General features: G+C 63.8%; 21 protein-coding genes. 13 read left to right on the forward strand and 8 right to left on the reverse strand.

Translation table 11 applies throughout. The features are described 5' to 3' along the window. Positions 1 to 36: 36 nt before the first annotated feature. The 4 genes from PTE31013_RS10505 to PTE31013_RS10520 form a co-directional block, all read right to left on the reverse strand. Positions 37 to 672 (reverse strand): phosphatidylserine decarboxylase, encoded by a 636-nt coding sequence (locus tag PTE31013_RS10505; protein ID WP_150612762.1) that lies wholly within the window; start codon positions 670 to 672, stop codon positions 37 to 39. Positions 673 to 1,040: 368 nt separating this feature from the next. Continuing rightward, complete coding sequence (gene ilvC / locus PTE31013_RS10510) at positions 1,041 to 2,057, reverse strand: ketol-acid reductoisomerase (protein WP_150550210.1); 1,017 nt, start codon at positions 2,055 to 2,057, stop codon at positions 1,041 to 1,043. 78 nt (positions 2,058 to 2,135) lie between these two features. Then, entirely contained in the window at positions 2,136 to 2,627 is a 492-nt protein-coding gene (gene ilvN / locus PTE31013_RS10515; protein ID WP_039374158.1) for an acetolactate synthase small subunit, read from the reverse strand. Positions 2,628 to 2,711: 84 nt separating this feature from the next. Further along, positions 2,712 to 4,481, reverse strand: a complete 1,770-nt coding sequence (locus PTE31013_RS10520; RefSeq protein ID WP_150612763.1) for an acetolactate synthase 3 catalytic subunit — start codon at positions 4,479 to 4,481, stop codon at positions 2,712 to 2,714. Positions 4,482 to 4,930: 449 nt separating this feature from the next. On the opposite strand from PTE31013_RS10520, the gene PTE31013_RS10525 reads away from it, so the two are divergent. From PTE31013_RS10525 to PTE31013_RS10550, 6 genes are all read left to right on the forward strand, one after another. After that, positions 4,931 to 5,503, forward strand: a complete 573-nt coding sequence (locus PTE31013_RS10525; protein ID WP_150613027.1) for an RNA polymerase sigma factor — start codon at positions 4,931 to 4,933, stop codon at positions 5,501 to 5,503. Continuing rightward, a complete protein-coding gene (locus tag PTE31013_RS10530) occupies positions 5,500 to 5,928 on the forward strand; it encodes a DUF3619 family protein (protein WP_150612764.1) in 429 nt (142 codons plus the stop codon). The genes PTE31013_RS10525 and PTE31013_RS10530 overlap by 4 nt, the downstream gene beginning before the upstream one ends. A 22-nt stretch (positions 5,929 to 5,950) precedes the next feature. Continuing rightward, positions 5,951 to 6,784: a DUF3106 domain-containing protein gene (locus PTE31013_RS10535; RefSeq protein WP_174978511.1), complete on the forward strand. Its 834-nt coding sequence runs from the start codon at positions 5,951 to 5,953 to the stop codon at positions 6,782 to 6,784. Positions 6,785 to 7,003: 219 nt separating this feature from the next. After that, complete coding sequence (locus tag PTE31013_RS10540) at positions 7,004 to 7,594, forward strand: RDD family protein (protein ID WP_150612766.1); 591 nt, start codon at positions 7,004 to 7,006, stop codon at positions 7,592 to 7,594. Beyond that, a complete protein-coding gene (locus PTE31013_RS10545) occupies positions 7,591 to 8,547 on the forward strand; it encodes an esterase/lipase family protein (RefSeq protein ID WP_150612767.1) in 957 nt (318 codons plus the stop codon). The genes PTE31013_RS10540 and PTE31013_RS10545 overlap by 4 nt, the downstream gene beginning before the upstream one ends. Positions 8,548 to 8,692: 145 nt before the next feature. Beyond that, entirely contained in the window at positions 8,693 to 9,640 is a 948-nt protein-coding gene (locus tag PTE31013_RS10550) for a UDP-2,3-diacylglucosamine diphosphatase (RefSeq protein ID WP_425495555.1), read from the forward strand. A gap of 62 nt (positions 9,641 to 9,702) precedes the next feature. On the opposite strand, the gene PTE31013_RS24780 is transcribed toward PTE31013_RS10550, so the two are convergent. Beyond that, complete coding sequence (locus tag PTE31013_RS24780) at positions 9,703 to 9,855, reverse strand: hypothetical protein (RefSeq protein ID WP_174978512.1); 153 nt, start codon at positions 9,853 to 9,855, stop codon at positions 9,703 to 9,705. On the opposite strand from PTE31013_RS24780, the gene PTE31013_RS10555 reads away from it, so the two are divergent. The 5 genes from PTE31013_RS10555 to PTE31013_RS10575 all read left to right on the forward strand — a co-directional run bounded on the left by PTE31013_RS10555 (position 9,839) and on the right by PTE31013_RS10575 (position 13,541). Next, positions 9,839 to 10,873, forward strand: a complete 1,035-nt coding sequence (locus PTE31013_RS10555; RefSeq protein WP_150612769.1) for a glycosyltransferase family 4 protein — start codon at positions 9,839 to 9,841, stop codon at positions 10,871 to 10,873. The two genes, PTE31013_RS24780 and PTE31013_RS10555, sit on opposite strands and share 17 nt — an antisense overlap. Positions 10,874 to 10,911: 38 nt before the next feature. Next, a complete protein-coding gene (locus PTE31013_RS10560) occupies positions 10,912 to 11,346 on the forward strand; it encodes a diacylglycerol kinase (protein WP_150612770.1) in 435 nt (144 codons plus the stop codon). 142 nt (positions 11,347 to 11,488) lie between these two features. Then, entirely contained in the window at positions 11,489 to 12,157 is a 669-nt protein-coding gene (locus PTE31013_RS10565; protein WP_150612771.1) for a TetR/AcrR family transcriptional regulator, read from the forward strand. 3 nt (positions 12,158 to 12,160) lie between these two features. Further along, positions 12,161 to 12,757: an LOG family protein gene (locus PTE31013_RS10570; protein WP_150612772.1), complete on the forward strand. Its 597-nt coding sequence runs from the start codon at positions 12,161 to 12,163 to the stop codon at positions 12,755 to 12,757. A 238-nt stretch (positions 12,758 to 12,995) separates the two neighbouring features. After that, positions 12,996 to 13,541, forward strand: a complete 546-nt coding sequence (locus tag PTE31013_RS10575; RefSeq protein ID WP_174978513.1) for a DUF2062 domain-containing protein — start codon at positions 12,996 to 12,998, stop codon at positions 13,539 to 13,541. A 19-nt stretch (positions 13,542 to 13,560) separates the two neighbouring features. On the opposite strand, the gene PTE31013_RS10580 is transcribed toward PTE31013_RS10575, so the two are convergent. Next, positions 13,561 to 14,172 carry a DUF924 family protein gene (locus PTE31013_RS10580; RefSeq protein WP_150612774.1) on the reverse strand — a complete coding sequence of 204 codons (612 nt, stop codon included), beginning with the start codon at positions 14,170 to 14,172 and terminating at the stop codon, positions 13,561 to 13,563. Between the two features lie 55 nt (positions 14,173 to 14,227). Beyond that, complete coding sequence (locus tag PTE31013_RS10585; protein ID WP_150612775.1) at positions 14,228 to 14,959, reverse strand: alanyl-tRNA editing protein; 732 nt, start codon at positions 14,957 to 14,959, stop codon at positions 14,228 to 14,230. A 369-nt stretch (positions 14,960 to 15,328) separates the two neighbouring features. On the opposite strand from PTE31013_RS10585, the gene PTE31013_RS10590 reads away from it, so the two are divergent. Both PTE31013_RS10590 and PTE31013_RS10595 read left to right on the forward strand, forming a co-directional pair. Further along, positions 15,329 to 15,733, forward strand: a complete 405-nt coding sequence (locus PTE31013_RS10590; RefSeq protein ID WP_150612776.1) for a hypothetical protein — start codon at positions 15,329 to 15,331, stop codon at positions 15,731 to 15,733. Positions 15,734 to 15,811: 78 nt separating this feature from the next. Further along, positions 15,812 to 16,732 carry a hypothetical protein gene (locus PTE31013_RS10595; RefSeq protein WP_150612777.1) on the forward strand — a complete coding sequence of 307 codons (921 nt, stop codon included), beginning with the start codon at positions 15,812 to 15,814 and terminating at the stop codon, positions 16,730 to 16,732. An 82-nt stretch (positions 16,733 to 16,814) separates the two neighbouring features. Here the strand turns inward: PTE31013_RS10595 and PTE31013_RS10600 are convergent, their stop codons facing one another. Then, a complete protein-coding gene (locus PTE31013_RS10600) occupies positions 16,815 to 17,258 on the reverse strand; it encodes a group II truncated hemoglobin (protein WP_150612778.1) in 444 nt (147 codons plus the stop codon). Between the last annotated feature and the right edge of the window lie 46 nt (positions 17,259 to 17,304).

Raw genomic sequence — 17,304 nt, forward strand, 5'->3', positions numbered from 1 at the left:
CGCCGCACACCGCCGTGGCCCGGGAGCCCGGGTGGCTTACAGCTCGGCGAGGATCGTCGAGGTGGCCGACACCTTTTCGCCGATGGTCACGCGCGGACGCGAGCCCAGAGGCAGGTACACGTCGACCCGTGAACCGAAACGAATGAAGCCATAACGCTGGCCGCGCGAGAGCATATCGCCCACCTTCGCGTAGCACAGAATACGGCGTGCGATGAGTCCGGCGACCTGCACGCTCGTGACGATCTGACCGCCCACGTCGATCACCAGCGCATTCCGCTCGTTCTCCAGCGACGCCTTGTCGAGATCGGCGTTGAAAAAGCGTCCCGGGAAATATTCCACCTTGGTCACCGTGCCGTCAACCGGCGCACGATTCGAGTGAACATTGAAGACGTTCATGAATACGCTGATCTTCAGCGCTTCACGACCGGCGTACGGATCCTGCGTGGTTTCGATGGCCACGATACGGCCGTCGGCTGGCGAGAGCACGGCACCGGCCTGCTGCGGCACCTGCCGCGGCGGATCCCTGAAGAACTGCAGGACGAACAGGGCGATCACCCAGAACGGCGCGGCCCACAGCACGCCGGCCATGAAGTGCACGACGAGCGCGACGGCGACGGCGATACCCAGGAAGGGCCAGCCCTCGCGGGCAATGATCGGGTGAGGATAATTCATGCGATTGAACTCGCGTCCTTGGTAAAACGGTTGAGTGAGCGGGTTGGCCTGCGTCGGGCCAATCCGTGACGTGGCGGCATTGTAGCAATGCGCGACGCGCGGCGACACTTTTTCCCCAATCGACAGGTCAGCGGCGCCACGCCAATACCGGCCACATTGCAGCGCCACTGCGCCAATCCACGCCCAATGCGGGGGAGACAAAACGAAAAAGGCCGTCCGCCTTGCCATAGCGACTGCTACAGCAAGGCGGACGGCCCGGCGCGACGGATCCGGCGTTCCAGCGCCTTACGCACCCACCCCGTCTGCCGCGCGCCGCCGGTGCGACGCCCGCTACCGACCGGACGTACGCATCTTACGGCTAATCGTACTTAGTTCTTCGACTGGTCGACGAGCTTGTTCTTGGCGATCCACGGCATCATTGCGCGCAGCTTGCCGCCGACTTGCTCGATCTGGTGCTCGGCCGTGATACGACGACGCGAGATCAGGGTCGGAGCACCCGCCTTGTTTTCCAGGATGAACGACTTGGCGTACTCGCCAGTCTGGATGTCCGTCAGGCACTGCTTCATCGCCTTCTTCGTCTCTTCGGTCACGACGCGCGGGCCGGTGACGTATTCGCCGTACTCGGCGTTGTTCGAGATCGAGTAGTTCATGTTGGCGATACCGCCTTCATAGATCAGGTCGACGATCAGCTTGAGTTCGTGCAGGCACTCGAAGTAGGCCATTTCCGGCGCGTAACCGGCTTCGACCAGCGTCTCGAAACCGGCCTTGATCAGCTCGACGGTACCGCCGCACAGCACGGCTTGTTCGCCGAACAGGTCGGTTTCGGTCTCTTCGCGGAAGTTGGTCTCGATGATACCGGCACGGCCGCCGCCATTCGCGGCAGCGTACGACAGGGCGATGTCGCGCGCGGCGCCCGACTTGTCCTGTGCCACGGCGATCAGGTGGGGCACGCCGCCGCCTTGCGAGTACGTCGAGCGCACCGTGTGGCCCGGGGCCTTCGGGGCGATCATGATGACGTCGAGGTCAGCGCGCGGAATCACGCAGCCGTAATGCACGTTGAAGCCGTGCGCGAACGCCAGCGCGGCGCCTTCCTTGATGTTGCCGTGCACTTCGTTCTTGTACACGTCGCCGATCTGCTCGTCCGGCAGCAACATCATGACGATGTCGGCCGACTTCACGGCTTCCGCCACTTCCTTGGTGTTCAGGCCGGCGCTCACCGCCTTGTTCCACGAAGCGCCATTCTTGCGCAGACCGACGGTCACGTTCACGCCGCTGTCCTTCAGGTTCTGGGCGTGGGCATGGCCTTGCGAGCCATAGCCGATGATCGTCACTTGCTTGCCCTTGATGAGGGAGAGGTCGGCGTCTTTGTCGTAGAAAACTTTCATTTGGAATTGTCCCGTAATGCCAAAAAATTACTCAAATCAGAATGGATCGAAATCCGCTTACCGCGTTGCCGTTATCGATCAGACCTTCAGGATGCGCTCACCGCGTCCGATGCCCGAGCCACCGGTACGAACCGTCTCGAGTATCGCCGTGCGATCGAGCCCATCGATGAACGCGTCGAGTTTCGACGAATTCCCCGTGAGTTCGATCGTATAGGTCTTTTCAGTAACGTCAATGATGCGGCCGCGGAAAATATCCGACATCCGCTTCATCTCTTCTCGCTCCTTGCCCACTGCGCGCACCTTGATGAGCATCAGCTCACGTTCGATATGCGCCCCTTCGGTCAGATCGACCACCTTCACCACCTCGATGAGTCGGTTCAGGTGCTTGGTGATCTGCTCGATGATGTCGTCGGAGCCCGTCGTGACCACCGTCATGCGCGAGAGCGACCGATCTTCGGTCGGCGCGACGGTGAGGGTCTCGATATTGTAGCCACGTGCCGAAAACAAGCCCACCACGCGCGACAGCGCGCCCGGCTCGTTCTCGAGCAAAACAGAAATAATGTGCCTCATGGTGTATCCCGGATTGTCCTAGTGTGGGGACGCCGCGCCCGCGCGCCAGCCTGACCGGCGGCGACGCTTGGCGCGCGCCTCGGCTTACAGATCTTCCGAACCGAGCAGCATCTCGCTGATGCCCTTGCCCGCCTGGACCATCGGCCAGACGTTTTCGGTGGGATCCGTTTGGAAATCCATGAATACCGTACGATCCTTCAGGCGCAACGCCTCGCGCAGTGCCGGCTCGACGTCCGACGACTTCTCGATGCGCATACCCACATGACCGTACGCCTCGGCGAGCTTCACGAAGTCTGGCAGCGCATCCATGTACGAACTGGAGTAACGCTTGCTGTATTCGATCTGCTGCCACTGGCGAACCATGCCCAGGTAGCGATTGTTGAGCGACAGGATCTTGATCGGCGTGCGGTATTGCAGGCAAGTCGAGAGTTCCTGGATGCACATCTGGATCGAGCCTTCGCCGGTGATACAGCCGACTTCGGCATCCGGATGCGCCATCTTCACGCCCATCGCCGCCGGCAGGCCGAAGCCCATCGTGCCCAGGCCGCCCGAGTTGATCCAGCGGCGCGGCTTGTTGAAGCGATAGTATTGCGCCGCCCACATCTGGTGCTGACCGACGTCCGAGCACACGAAGGCTTCGCCATCGGTGAGCTTCCAATACGTCTCGACCACATGTTGCGGCTTGATGACCTCGCTCTGGCGATCGAACGCGAGGCAATCGCGCGAGCGCCATGCCTCGATCTGCTTCCACCAGTCGGCCAGCGCCTCGGTGTCCGGGCCGTGCTCGGCCGTCTGCAGATTCTCGATCATCTCGCGCAGCACTTCCTTCACGTCGCCGACGATCGGGATATCGACCTTGACACGCTTGGAAATCGACGACGGGTCGATATCGACGTGAATGATCTTGCGCGCACGCTCGGCAAAGTGTTCCGGATTACCGATCACACGGTCGTCGAAGCGGGCACCGATGGCGATGAGCACGTCGCAGTGCTGCATGGCCATGTTGGCTTCGTAGGTCCCGTGCATGCCCAGCATGCCGAGGAACTTCGGATCGCTCGCACGATACCCGCCCAGGCCCATGAGTGTGTTGGTTACCGGATAGCCGAGCAGGTCGCAGAACTGGTTCAGTTCCTTCGACGCATCGGCCAGGATAATGCCGCCACCCGTGTAGATATAGGGGCGCTTGGCCGAGAGCAGCAGGCTCATCGCCTTGCGGATCTGACCCGAGTGGCCCTTCGTGACCGGGCTGTACGAGCGCAGCGACACCGACTTCGGATACTCGAAACGGCAGCGCGTCTTGGACACGTCCTTCGGAATATCGACCAGCACCGGACCCGGACGGCCCGTCTTGGCAATATAGAAGGCTTTCTTGATCGTCGCGGCGAGATCGCGCACATCCTTCACGAGGAAGTTGTGCTTGACGCACGGACGGGTAATACCGACCGTGTCGCACTCCTGGAAGGCGTCCTGGCCGATGGCGGCCGTGGGCACCTGCCCGGTGATGATGACGAGCGGGATCGAATCCATGTACGCCGTGGCGATCCCGGTGACCGCATTGGTCACGCCGGGGCCGGACGTCACGAGGCACACACCGACCTTGTCGGTGGAACGCGAATAAGCGTCGGCCGCATGCACGGCTGCCTGCTCATGGCGCACCAGGATGTGCTGGATCTTGTCCTGCTTGTAGAGTTCGTCGTAGATGTAGAGAACCGAACCGCCGGGATAACCCCACAGATGTTCGACCCCTTCTTCCTGAAGCGAGCGCACGAGGATCTCGGCGCCAATCATGTCTTCGGAAGTATTTTGGTGGCGTGCAGCTTCCGCCTCGGAGAATTCCGCGCTTGGCATGTTCATCGTCGACCTTTCAAAGTTTCGGCAAAAATTTTGATTGGGTGCTCTCCCCGCGAACTTGTGGCTCGGGCTCAAGCTGCGCGTCTGAATCATGGACACACCGGATAGGCGTGCCGATATTGAGACAATCACAGATATTGCGAACTGGCAACATTACCGGTTTGCAGCAAAATGGTCAAGCAGGTTTATGCATTTGCAGCATGACTGCGAAGTCGGCCTCGCGGAATCCCCACGCCACGCCCCGCACCGCCCCAACCCGGTGCACAATCTTCACACGACAGGAAGTCGGCAAACCGGGCACCGTGGCAAACCCACACCCAACGGAAGCAAAAGCCGTTACAGCAAAGCGCGTTTTTGGTAGCATCCGCACCGGCCGCGTAATCTTTACGTCGCCGTTACGCTTACATGGCATTTCACAGGCGCAGTGCGCAACGCTGCGTGCACCCTACCGGATGGCATCTGACAAGGAACTGGCGGATTTTCTCGCGGGCATCGAACGGCGCGCCTTCAAGCAAGCCGTCTATGCCGTGCGCGACGACGAGGCCGCCCTCGATATCGTTCAGGATGCGATGATCCGCCTGGCCGAGAAATACGGCGACAAGCCGCCGGCCGACCTGCCGCTGCTGTTCACGCGCATCCTCCAGAACGTCATTCACGACTATTTCCGTCGGCAGAAGGTGCGCAACACCTGGGTGACGCTATTCTCGAATCTCGCCGGCCCCGGCGACGACGACCGCGACGACTTCGACCCGTTGGAAACCTTATTGGCCGAGGACGGGTCTGTGCAAACCGAGAGCAGCGAAGAGGCCGTTTCGCGTGCCGAAATCCTCGCGCTCATCGACGCGGAAATACAGAAACTGCCGACACGTCAACGAGAAGCCTTCCTCATGCGTTACTGGGAAGACATGGACGTTGCCGAGACGGCCGCCACGATGGGGTGCTCGGAGGGCAGCGTCAAGACGCACTGCTCGCGCGCCACGCACGCGTTGGCGCAGGCGTTGAAGGCAAAAGGGATCAGGTTATGAGTCACGATCTGGAAACGAGGGAACTCCGCTTCGCACATCGCGTGCGGCGCGCGCTGGACGAAGCGTCCGACGCGCCGTCGCCGAATATCGCGGCCCGGCTGGCCGCCGCTCGCCAAGAGGCGCTCGCGCGCAAAAAGCCCGAACCGGTGGCCGTCGTGCAACCGGCGCTGGTGCTCGCCGGTGTCGGCACCCTGCCATCGTCGGAAGCCAGCGGCCCGCGCCGCACGCTCGACAAGCTGCGCCGTCTTGGACTGCTTTGGCCACTCGCCGCACTGGTGATCGGCCTGACGGGCCTCGCGTACTGGGAACATCAGCAACACATTCAGGATCTCGCGGATATCGATGCCGCGGTATTGAGCGACGAACTCCCGTTGTCAGCGTACGCCGATCACGGTTTCAACGCCTATGTGAAGCGTGCCCAGTAGCCCTCCCTACCCAAGCCCCCCTGTGACGCGACGCAACGTACTTCTCCTGCTCGTCGTGCTGGTCGTGGCCGCGCTTGCCGGCACGGTCGCGCTGCGCCGCACGCACGCGCCGGCACCGGTGTCTGACGTGCCACCGATCATCACCGGCGCGTCTGCACCCGGCGGCGCCAATCCGGCGAGTGCGCCGGTCGGCAGCCTGACGGCCAGCGGCGAGAGCGCAAGCGGCGCCCCGGTGGTGCCCAAGGCGTCGCCCGGCGGCTACTGGAGCAGGCTCACGGCCAGCCAGCAAGAGGCGCTCGCCCCGCTTGCCCAGGACTGGAATCGCATGAACGAACGTCAGCGCGAAAAGTGGATCGAGATTGCCAAGCGTTTTCACACGCTGTCGCCGGAGAGCCGCAAGCGTCTGCATGACCGGATGGCGGATTGGGTCCGCCTGACGCCCGAGCAACGCAAACTGGCGCGCGAAAGCTACCAGAATGCCAAGACCCTGCCGCCCGGGCGCAAGGCGCAGATGTGGCAGCAGTACCAGCAGCTCACCGAAGAACAGAAGAAGCGCCTTGCCGCCGATGACAGGAAGCAAGCGAGCCGGCCGAATGTGGTCAGCGCACCGCCGTCGGGCCGCCCGGGCGTGAAGAATCCGTATGCCGCGGTGCATCGCAAGGACGCTGGCACGTCGGGCAGGAATGGCGTGTTGCCGCCCGCTGTGGCATCCGGCGCGGCAGCCGCACCGACGGGGCAACCCATGGGGACCTCTGCCGCGCCGTCGGCGGCAGCGACACCCGCGAGCGCGGGCACGGCCAACAGCGACGAGAACGGCGACGCCGTCTTCAATTCCGAGATCTATCACCACAACTGATGCCTGGCGTTGGCTGACCCACAGGCCATCCTGGTACCGCAACGGCCGCCCTCGGACGGCCGTTTGCTTTTGCGCGTGCGGAACCGCCCCGCAGGCCGGCTGGCCCATCGGCGCATTCTTGCGCATAATGAGCGGCACACGACTCGACGTGCCCCGCCGCAAACGCCCAGTGCCGGCACGGCGCCAGGCAACCGACAAAAGATCCCAAACCGCGCCGCGATGACCGACTCCGCCACCCAGCCCGCCACGCCGCCTCACTCCCCCAACGCCGCCCGTTCGCCTGACACACCGCCGCAGGGCGTGCCGGTGCCCGCCGCCGACGCGGCGAGCTACGCGGTACCGACGCTGCGCCGTCGCCTGCTCTCGATGGTCTACGAATCGCTGCTGCTCTTCGGCGTATTGTTCCTTGCCGGCTACCTTTTCAGCGCCCTCACCCAGCAGCGCAGCGGTTTGATGCACCGGCACGCGATGCAGACCTGGCTGTTTCTCGTGCTTGGCGCGTACTTCGTCTGGTTCTGGACCCACGGCGGCCAGACACTGGCAATGAAAACCTGGAAGATTCGCCTGGTCGACGTACATGGCCAACCGGTGCGCACCGCCCGCGCCGTGGCGCGCTATGCCCTGGCATGGTTGTGGGTGCTGCCGGCCATGGCGCTTGACTGGGGGCTTGGACTCACCGGTTGGGGCAGCGTTGCGCTGCTCACCGGCTGGGTCGTGCTGTGGGCGCTGGCCATGCGCGTCATGCCCGATCACCAGTTCATTCACGACCGTCTCGCCGGCACGCGTCTCGTGAGCGTGCTGGGTAAATGACGACAGCGTCCCCCGCCGCCAGCCCTGCCCCGCGCGCCTCGCGCGCCCATCTGGTCTACGGCGGCATCGAAATCGGGGTGTCGCTCATCGTCGCCATCGCCACGTGGGCCACCTGGCATCGTCCCCTGACAACCTTGCTTTGGACAGTGCTATGGTTGCCCGTCGTCCACGCCATCGGCCTTGCGGCGGGTTTCGTCATGGCTGCCCAGGGCGACCCGTCCCCCGAACGGCAGGCCTCCGCCGGCACCCATGTGGCCGTGTGGGCGTACGAATGCGCGGCGTCGATTTTGCTGCTCGATCTCTGTCAACCGTGGTTCAGCGCCGCCCGGCTGCCGCCGCCGCGTGGCCCGGCGCGCCCCGTCGCGGTATTGCTGTTGCACGGTTACGGCTGCAATCGCGCGTTCTGGCTGCGTTTTTCGCACCATCTGGCCGAGGCGGGCTACACCTGTGACGCCGTCAACCTTGGCCCGATGTTCGGCAACATCGACGACTACGCCGCCACGATCGCCAACGCCACGCGCGTCCTCGCCGACCGCACACGTCTGCCCGTCGTCATCGTCGGCCACAGCATGGGCGGACTCGCGGCACGCGCCTGTCTGCGGCACGCGCCGACCTTGCCGGTCGCCCACACCATCACGCTCGGCTCGCCGCACTTCGGTACCCTGCATGCGCGCCATGGCATCGGCACCAACGCGCGCCAGATGAGCATTGGCAGCGCGTGGCTCGCCGCGCTCGCCAGCCATGAGACGCCGGCGCAACGCGCGCGCATCACGTCGATTTACACGTTTCACGACAACGTCGTCTATCCGGTACGCACTAGCGTGCTGCCCGGTGCCCACAACGTCGCACTGGACCGGCTCGGACACGTGTCGCTGGGCACGCATCCACGCGCGCGCGCCCGTGTGCTCGAGACGCTCGAGCGCGTTGCCCAGGGATTGCGGCGCAGCATCTGATTCGGGCACTCGCTGTCGCCCCGGATCGGACTGTCGCATCGCCGCGACGCCCGAAGACACTTTCGCGACATGACCGTGACTGTCATCGTCGCTTCACGAAATCGTGGCGCAATGCACGCATGTTCAACGCGACGTGCGAGCCGGTATGACGACGACCCCCACCCTTGAGTTGCCGATCCCAACGTCTTCGGCTCGCGCCGGTCACTTCGCAGACACCCCGCCGGGACGCCCCACGGCCCCGCCCGCCAGCCCTCCCGCCACCATCGAACCGCCGCCGGATACCCCCGACCCGCTCGACCCGCCACCGCCCGACGGCATCACCCGCTACCGCACGATCTGGCTCTCGGACATCCACCTCGGCACGCAAGGCTGCCAGGCGGACTACCTGCTCGACTTCCTGCGTCATCACGAGTCGGATTACCTCTATCTGGTCGGCGACATCATCGACGGCTGGCATCTGCGCCGCGGGTGGCACTGGCCGCAGGCGCACAACGATGTCGTGCAGAAGATGCTGCGCCGCGCGCGCAAGGGCACGCAGGTGATCTACGTTCCCGGCAATCACGACGAAGCGGCGCGGCAGTTCTGCGGGCTGGCGTTCGGTGACATTGCGGTGCGCGACGAGGCGTTTCACACCACGCTGTCCGGCAAGCGCCTGTGGGTCACCCATGGCGATCTGTTCGACGGTGTGATCCAGCACGCCAAGTGGCTCGCCTATCTGGGCGACTCGCTCTACACGCTCACGCTGCTGCTCAATCGCTGGTTCAATCGTGTGCGCACACGCTTCGGCTTCCCGTACTGGTCGCTGTCGCAGTATCTGAAACACCAGGTGAAAAACGCCGTGAACTTCATTTCAGCCTTCGAACAGGTGATGGCCGACGAAGCACGCCGTCGTGGCTGCGACGGCGTAGTGTGCGGACACATCCACAAGCCCGAGATTCGTGAGATCGATGGCTTGCTCTACTGCAACGACGGCGATTGGGTGGAGAGCCTCTCGGCGCTCGTCGAGACCGCCGAAGGCGAGCTTCGCATCATCCACTGGACAAAAAAGCGCAACGTGCGCGCCAACGCGAAAGCCTCGACCGTCAGCGCTTGAGCCCGTGCGGTGATCCCTGGCCGGCCTCGCGCCGCCGGGATCACCGCCAGGACCACCGCGATTCACGAGAGATTCCGGCCCGAGACGCCGACCGGCTCACCCCGTGCACGCACGGCATCGTATCGCCGTACGTACGCCCCCTCACGCGCGAGTTCGCGCGTGTCACCGATACGCGCCATGTGCGCGAAGGAGCGCCCGATGAAAATCATGATCATCACCGACGCCTGGGACCCGCAGATCAACGGCGTGGTCCGCACGTTGAAGAACACGCGCGCTCAGTTGGAAGCCGCCGGACACCGCGTCGAGCTGCTCACGCCGCAGGAATTCCGCACGATGCCGTGCCCGACCTACCCGGAGATCCGCCTCGCATTCTTCGCCGGCGCACGCGTGACGCGCCGCATCGAGGACTTCGCGCCGGATGCCCTGCACATCGCCACGGAAGGCCCCCTCGGCATGGCCGCGCGCAAATGGGCGATGCGCAATGATTTCCCGTTCACCACGGCCTATCACACGCGCTTCCCGGAGTATGTACAGGCGCGCTTCGGCTTTCCGCTCGCGACGACCTATCGCTTCCTGCGCTGGTTCCACAAGCCGTCGCACGCCGTCATGGCACCCACGCCGGTGGTCAAGCGCGATCTCGAGGCGAACGGCTTCTCCAACGTCGTGCTGTGGACGCGCGGTGTCGATCTCGACATCTTCCGCGTACAGGACGCACATGTGCTAAATTCGGCACATCCGATTTTCCTCTACGTGGGGCGCGTCGCCGTGGAGAAGAACATCGAGGCTTTCCTGAAGCTGGATCTGCCCGGCTCGAAGTGGGTCGCGGGCGAAGGGCCGCAACTGGCCGAACTACGCTCGCGCTATCCCGACGTGAATTACCTCGGCATGCTCTCGCAGCCCGAACTGGCGACGGTCTACGCGTCGGCCGACGTGTTCGTCTTCCCCAGCCGTACCGATACGTTCGGCCTGGTGTTGCTCGAAGCGATGGCTTGCGGGCTGCCGGTCGCGGCCTTTCCGGTGACCGGTCCGATCGATGTGCTCGATGGCTGCCCGGAGGGCGAAGGCGGCGCACTGCGAGAGGACTTGCGCGAGGCTTGTCTCGATGCGCTCAAGGTCTCGCGGCCGAGTGCGCGCGCCTGGGCCGAGCGGTTCTCGTGGCAGGCCGCTTCCGAAGAGTTCACCTCGCATCTGCATCCGCGCAAGTCCGAGCTATCGCTCGCCAGCGCGGTCTGATCCACCTCCAGAGCCCGTTGCGGCGAGGAACCCGACGCTTGTTCATCGATCACCCGCCGCCACGCGACAAACAACCGAATCCGTACAAGGGCAACCGGGGCGTCATGCGTGCGTGGCGCGCCCTGAAGTACTCCCTGTCCGGCTTCAAGTTTGCCGTGTTCGAAGAGAGCGCCTTCCGGCAGGAACTGGCGCTTGCCGCCATCCTCCTGCCGGCGGCGATCTTCCTGCCGGTCACGTCGGTCGAGCGCGTGCTGCTCATCGGCTCGGTCCTGCTCGTGCTCATCATCGAGCTGGTCAACTCCAGTATCGAAGCGGCCATCGACCGCATCTCCCTGGAGCGGCACGAACTCTCCAAGCGTGCCAAGGATTTCGGGAGCGCGGCGGTCCTCATCGCGCTTGGCCTTTGCCTGCTCACCTGGGCCTCGCTCGCCGGGCCCGTCATTGTCGAACGGATACGTACAGCGTTTTTCTGATATCGCTCGATACCTCTGTTTCCCATGCTTGGCAGTGCGCGGCTGCCGAGTATAATCGGTCGCCATATACCTGATACTCCACTCATAGACGCAAGCGGCGAACATCGTTCGCCAAGCTTGCCGCTTACCGGGGCCGACAGACATGGAAGCAAAGCCGCCACGCCGTACCCGCGAACGAATTCTTGAGGTGTCACTCCGGCTCTTCAACGACATCGGCGAACCCAACGTCACGACCACCACGATTGCCGAGGAGATGAAAATCAGCCCCGGCAATCTGTACTATCACTTCCGCAACAAAGACGACATCATCAACAGCATCTTCGCCCAGTTCGAGCAGGAAATCGAACGGCGACTGCGGCTGCCTGACGACCACAAGCCGAAGCTCGACGAAGTCTCGACGTACCTGCAATACATGTCGGAATTTCTGTGGCGCTTCCGTTTCCTCTACCGCGACCTCAACGACCTGCTTGCACGCAACCGTACGCTGGAGACGCACTTCAAGGTCATCGTCGGCCACAAGAAGCGTTTCGCGCGCGAGATGTGCGACCTGCTCGTGGCCGAGGGCGAAATGGAAATCACGCCCGAAGAGATCGAGGTGGTCACGACCAACATGGTGGTGCTTTCCACGTATTGGTTGTCCTACCAGTTCGTGATGAACCCGCGCAAGTACAACGACCCCGAAGAGATCGGCGCCGGGTTGCATCAGGCGAGCTATCACATCCTCTCGCAAATGGCGCCGTACCTGAAAGGCAGCTCGCGCGAGATTTACGACAATATGGCGCGAGAATCGTCGGCCAAGCGAGCGCAATAACACATGGCATCGGAAGTCAAATCCATCTGTATTTACTGCGGTGCCGCCCCTGGGGTGCGCCCCGCCTATGCAGAGGCGGCCCGCGATCTGGGGCGCCGCATGGCACAAGCGGGCATGCGTCTCGTGTATGGCGGCGGCAAGGTCGGTCTGATGGGCATCATTGCCGATGCCGTGCTCGCCCACGGCGGAGAAGTCATCGGCGTCATTCCAAAAGCCCTGATGGAACGGGAGGTCGGTCACACCGGGCTGACGCAATTGCACGTCGTCGAGAACATGCACCAGCGCAAGCAGATGATGGCCGATCTGTCGGAGGCCTTCATTGCCATGCCGGGCGGTATCGGGACGTGCGAGGAACTGTTCGAAGTGTTCACATGGCTGCAGATCGGCTATCACGCAAAACCGATCGGCTTGCTCAACGTCGAGCAGTATTACGATCCGCTGATCGTATTTCTTGAATCGATGGTAACGGAGCAGTTCCTCAAGGGTCCGCAACTCGACCAGTTGCAGATCAGTGCGTCGCCCGAAGCGTTGCTCGATACCCTGCGAACCTTCACGCCGTCGCAAATCGATCGCTGGGCCAGCCAGCGCTCGCAGATCTGAGCGCATCCGCGTCATCGCTGCGCAGGTCACCGACAGCGCAGCGTGAGTTCTCGCCCCTCACCGCTAGCGCGTTCTGCCTGCCAGACAGGGGACCCCGCCTGCTCGGCAGGCTCCCCGCGCAGCGTCATTGAACTCCTGCAGCGCCCCGCACTCAGACATCCGTCGCATGCGGGTCATCGTGTGCGCACCCGCCCCATGCCCGCCTGGGTCCATGACTTCCTCGACGAGCGACCTGCCCATGATGTTAAAGATGCTTCGCCCGATGCGACTGCTGCGTTCACGCTGGCTGCGCCCGCATGCCGCGTTGCTGCTGCGCCGCGCGTTGTGGCAAGCCACGCCGCGTGGCGTGGCGATCGGGCTGGCGTGCGGTGTCTTTTTCGGGATCTTGATTCCTTTCGGTCAGATGCTCGTGGCGATTCTCGCTGCCGCGTTGTTGCGCGGGAATCTGTTCCTCGCCGCAGTCGGCACGCTGGTGACCAATCCGCTGACGGCGCCCTTCGTCTATTGGGGGGCGCACCGTCTGGGCCGCTGGATGTTCGAGTGGCCGACCCAGGCCGAGATCGAGGCGACGGTAGCCGCCGCAGCACAAGCGAGAGAGAGCGTGTGGACCCAACTGACGAACCTCGATTTCGGCACAGCAACGCTGCATCTTGCGACCGGCCTCGCCGCATGTGCGGCCGCCGGCGGTACGCTCGCCTACATGATCGGCTTCTGCGCGATCCGATGGCACCAACGCCGCCGAGCCGGAAATGCGGCGACGGCGTCGACGTCACCCGGCGCCTAGGCGCTCCATTAGCCCGTTGTCAGAACGACGATCCGGGCGTCTTCAGATATGCGATTTCCTCGGGCGTCGATGCCCGTCCCAAAGCCTCGTTGCGATGCGGATAGCGTCCGAAACGCTCGATGACGACCGCATGCCTGCGTGCGTAATCGAGGTTATCGACCAGCCCGGACGCCTTCGCCAGTTGCGCATACAGGGCCAGAGAAAGGTACTGGCTCTCCAGAGATTCGTCGTGTTCGAACGGCAGGTAGACGAAAACGCGATGGTGCGGTGTGGGCAGACGCTGATCGTCGCCCGCCTCGACCAGGCGCCGCGCCACGGCCAGCGCCTGCGCATCGCCGGCAAAGGCCCTCGCGTGCCCCCGAAAGAGATTGCGCGAGAACTGGTCGAGCACCACGATCAGCGCGCAGGCCCCGAGCGGCGTCTGCGCCCAATCCTCCAGGGCCCCGTCGAGTGCCCGCGCGTGCAGCGCGCCGAAGCGAGTCCGAATTAATTCGTCGAACGTGCCTGACTTGCGGAACCACTCGGGTCGCGCCATCCCGTAATCGGGCGCGTCCGGGGGGCCAAACCAGAAATCGAGTACCGCTTGCCACGGTGGGGCTTGCGAAGACGTCGGTGCCACCGGTATCGCCATTGACCATCCTGATGCGTGAGCGTGCGTGGAAGGGATGCCTCGCATGATGCCAGACTCAAGCGAAGGCCAACACCACGCGGCGCGTACGCGACGTCTTCTTCTCGATCTTGGCCACGCGCAGTGCGCCGATTTCCGCAGTGTTGGCCACGTGCGTGCCGCCGCACGGCTGCAAATCGATGCCTTCGATGCGCACCAGGCGCACGCGCCCCAGCCCCACCGGCGGCTTCACGCTCATGGTGCGCACCAGTTCGGGACGCGCCGCCATCTCGTCGTCGCTGATACTGTCGATGGCCACCGGCCGTGCCGCCGCGACGAGCGCCGCCAGCCCGGCTTCGACCGTCTCGCGCTCGATCGGCTCGTTCGTCACGAAATCGAGCCGCGCGTACTCCGTGGTGATGCTGCACCCGTCCACCGGATGCGGCAGCACGGCGCACATCAAATGCGACGCCGTATGAAAGCGCATGTGACGAAAGCGTCGCGCCCAGTCGATCTCTGCGCGCACGGTGTCGCCGACGGAGAGCCGCGCCAACACGTCGTGCTGTCCCTCCGCGGGCACATGGACCGCGTCGTCGGGCGTCGCGCCCTCGTGTTTCGACTTGCGCGTGTCGGCAATGGCGAGGCGGGTGCCGTCCGCGAGCGCCAGCTCACCCGCGTCGCCAGCCTGTCCGCCGCCCAGCGGATAGAAGACGGTGCGATCGAGCATGATGCCGGTCTCGTCGATATGCGTGATGCGCGCCTCACACTGGCGCAGATAGGCGTCCTGCCGAAAGAGGGCTTCGGTGCTCATAGGCGTGTCTCCGTAGATGATCCGCCATAGTCGCGCGAACCGGGCGCAAGTGACAAGGGACAATACGACGGCGCAACACCAGTACGGTCGCGACGCCGCACATGGCGGAGTCTCCGAAGGAGCGGCTACCCGCCGACTTCCCTTCCCCCGTAAAGGTTTCGCGGCATCCGCCCAACACCGCCAGATTGGGCATACGCGGCGTACGGGGCACACTGTTTTTCCCAATGCGTTCACGCATAGCGATCGGACAACACCTTTGTCCGCAAATCGAAAGAGACGAATACGACGTCAACCGTAGGATCTGATCGCGCACCAAGCCAGTGGTGTGCCGACATATCCGAAACGTTGCCAACGGGAACCGTTCCTCTCATGCAAGTCACACGAAATACCCCCCCACCGATCAATCCGCAGATCGCATCACAAGCCTTCTCGCACGCGTACGCCTTGTGCGCGGCCAACGACTTCATCGGCGCCGCACGCGCATTTGCCGACCTCTGCCTCGCCTACCCGGAGCGCACCGATGCCTACAAGGCGTTCGGCTACGTGCTTTGCCAACTCGGCGATTACCAACATGCCGCCGCCCCCTTGATGATCGCGGTCGCACGGGACTATGGCGACCCCGAGCCCTTGTACTTCGCCGCCGTGTGCGTGCAGCGCAATGGCGATGTCGAGACCGCACGCGAGATGGCCAGCGATGCGCTTGACATGGTGCAACGCACCGGCCGCCCCCCTGATCTGCATGACAAGCTGACGCGTCTGATCGACGCCCTCTGAGTCCGTCTCTCCCAATCCGTCGCACTGAATCCGTCGCGCGGAATCCCTCTCCCTGAATCGATCCCTCCGAGACCCTTCATGTCCAGACTTGACACCTTGCATGCCCCCACCTACGTGGCCAGCCATCACAACGACAGCCCGTCGGAGACGATCTCGACCGGGACATCGCTCGCCGGCGAAGCGCGAATCGCGCTCGGCACGCTGCAAGACGACACTCGCGCGCTGCATCATCTGCGGCCGTCACCGTCCACCGTTGGCCGTTTCACGGCCTTGATGCAACACGTGGGCAACTTCGGTCTCAGCCTGGCGACGTTGAGCGTCGCCAGCCTGAACAACATCAAGGAGATCTATGACGACAGCGCCTTGGCAACCGCCCACAAAGTGACGCTCGGAACCGCTTCCTTCGCAACGTTGTCCAGCCTGATGGATTTGACTGTCGCCCTTGGCAAGTACTGCACGCCTTCGACGACGACGGCCCAAATCAAGGACACGTCCTGGCTTGCCTCGGCCGGTGCGCTCCTCGGGTCAAAACACCTCGAGCGGTACGGATCCAAATACCAGACCACCCTGCTGGGCGCCTCGATGATGCTGTTCTTCAATCAGGCGGGCAGAATCGCGGGGGAGCATCATGCCATGGCCGAACGATCGCAAAGCGCCACGCAAGCGCCGGCTGCCGTCCCTTCCGAAGCGCCGCCCACCGAGTCGCTCGATATTGACGCGCTGCAATCATGCATCGGGTTTTCGGCAGCCGCATACCGAGCGTTCGGCGGCGTCGCCACGGAAGGTCTGATCGGATGGATGACGTCGATGGAGGAGCGTCGCTCGATGGATCTCGTCGAGCGTCAGTTGAATTACCAGAGCCCGTTCGGACAAGAGGGGAGATACCGACCGGACACTTCCGAATTCAGGGCGGCCCCTCAAAACCCTGGCGCGACCGATCCGGCTCAGACGTCATCGCACGCCCATGCCGGCGTGCCGGCGGGTGTCATGAACGTCTGACACATCCGGATTGCGCTCGTCGCAGCAAGGCGGGGATAGATAGCGTGGGGATGGCGAGGTCTGTCCAGCCCCTCTCGTAATCTCAACCCGCCCGATTGCGCATCCAGTCCGCCGTCCCATGGAACGCCTGCATCAGCCGTTCCTGTAGCGGCGCTTCGACCCCAATGTCCTGCATGGCCCACGCCATGCAGCGCAACCATTGGTCGCGCTCGCTCGTGGCGATCGGGAACGGCAGATGACGGGCACGCAACATCGGATGGCCGAACCGTTCGATGTAGTGATTCGGCCCGCCCAGCCATCCGCACAGGAACCAGAAGAGCTTGTCGCGCGAACTGCCGAGCGACGCCGGATGCAGGTTGCGAATGCCCGCGAACTCGGACTCGAGGTCCATCAGGTCGTAGAAACGGTCGACGAGTTCGCGCACGCGATCCTCGCCGCCAAGCAGGATAAAGGCGGTCGGTTGCGCGGGGGTGTCCTGCGTGTCGTCGTCCGTCTGTGGGGTTTGCGGAGTGTTTTCGGTCGTCATGCCCACTATTGTGCCCCAGGCCCATCGCGTCTGCCACGCGCCTGGA

The organism is Pandoraea terrigena, from assembly GCF_902459705.1.
In the GTDB taxonomy this organism is placed as follows: Bacteria; Pseudomonadota; Gammaproteobacteria; order Burkholderiales; family Burkholderiaceae; genus Pandoraea; species Pandoraea terrigena.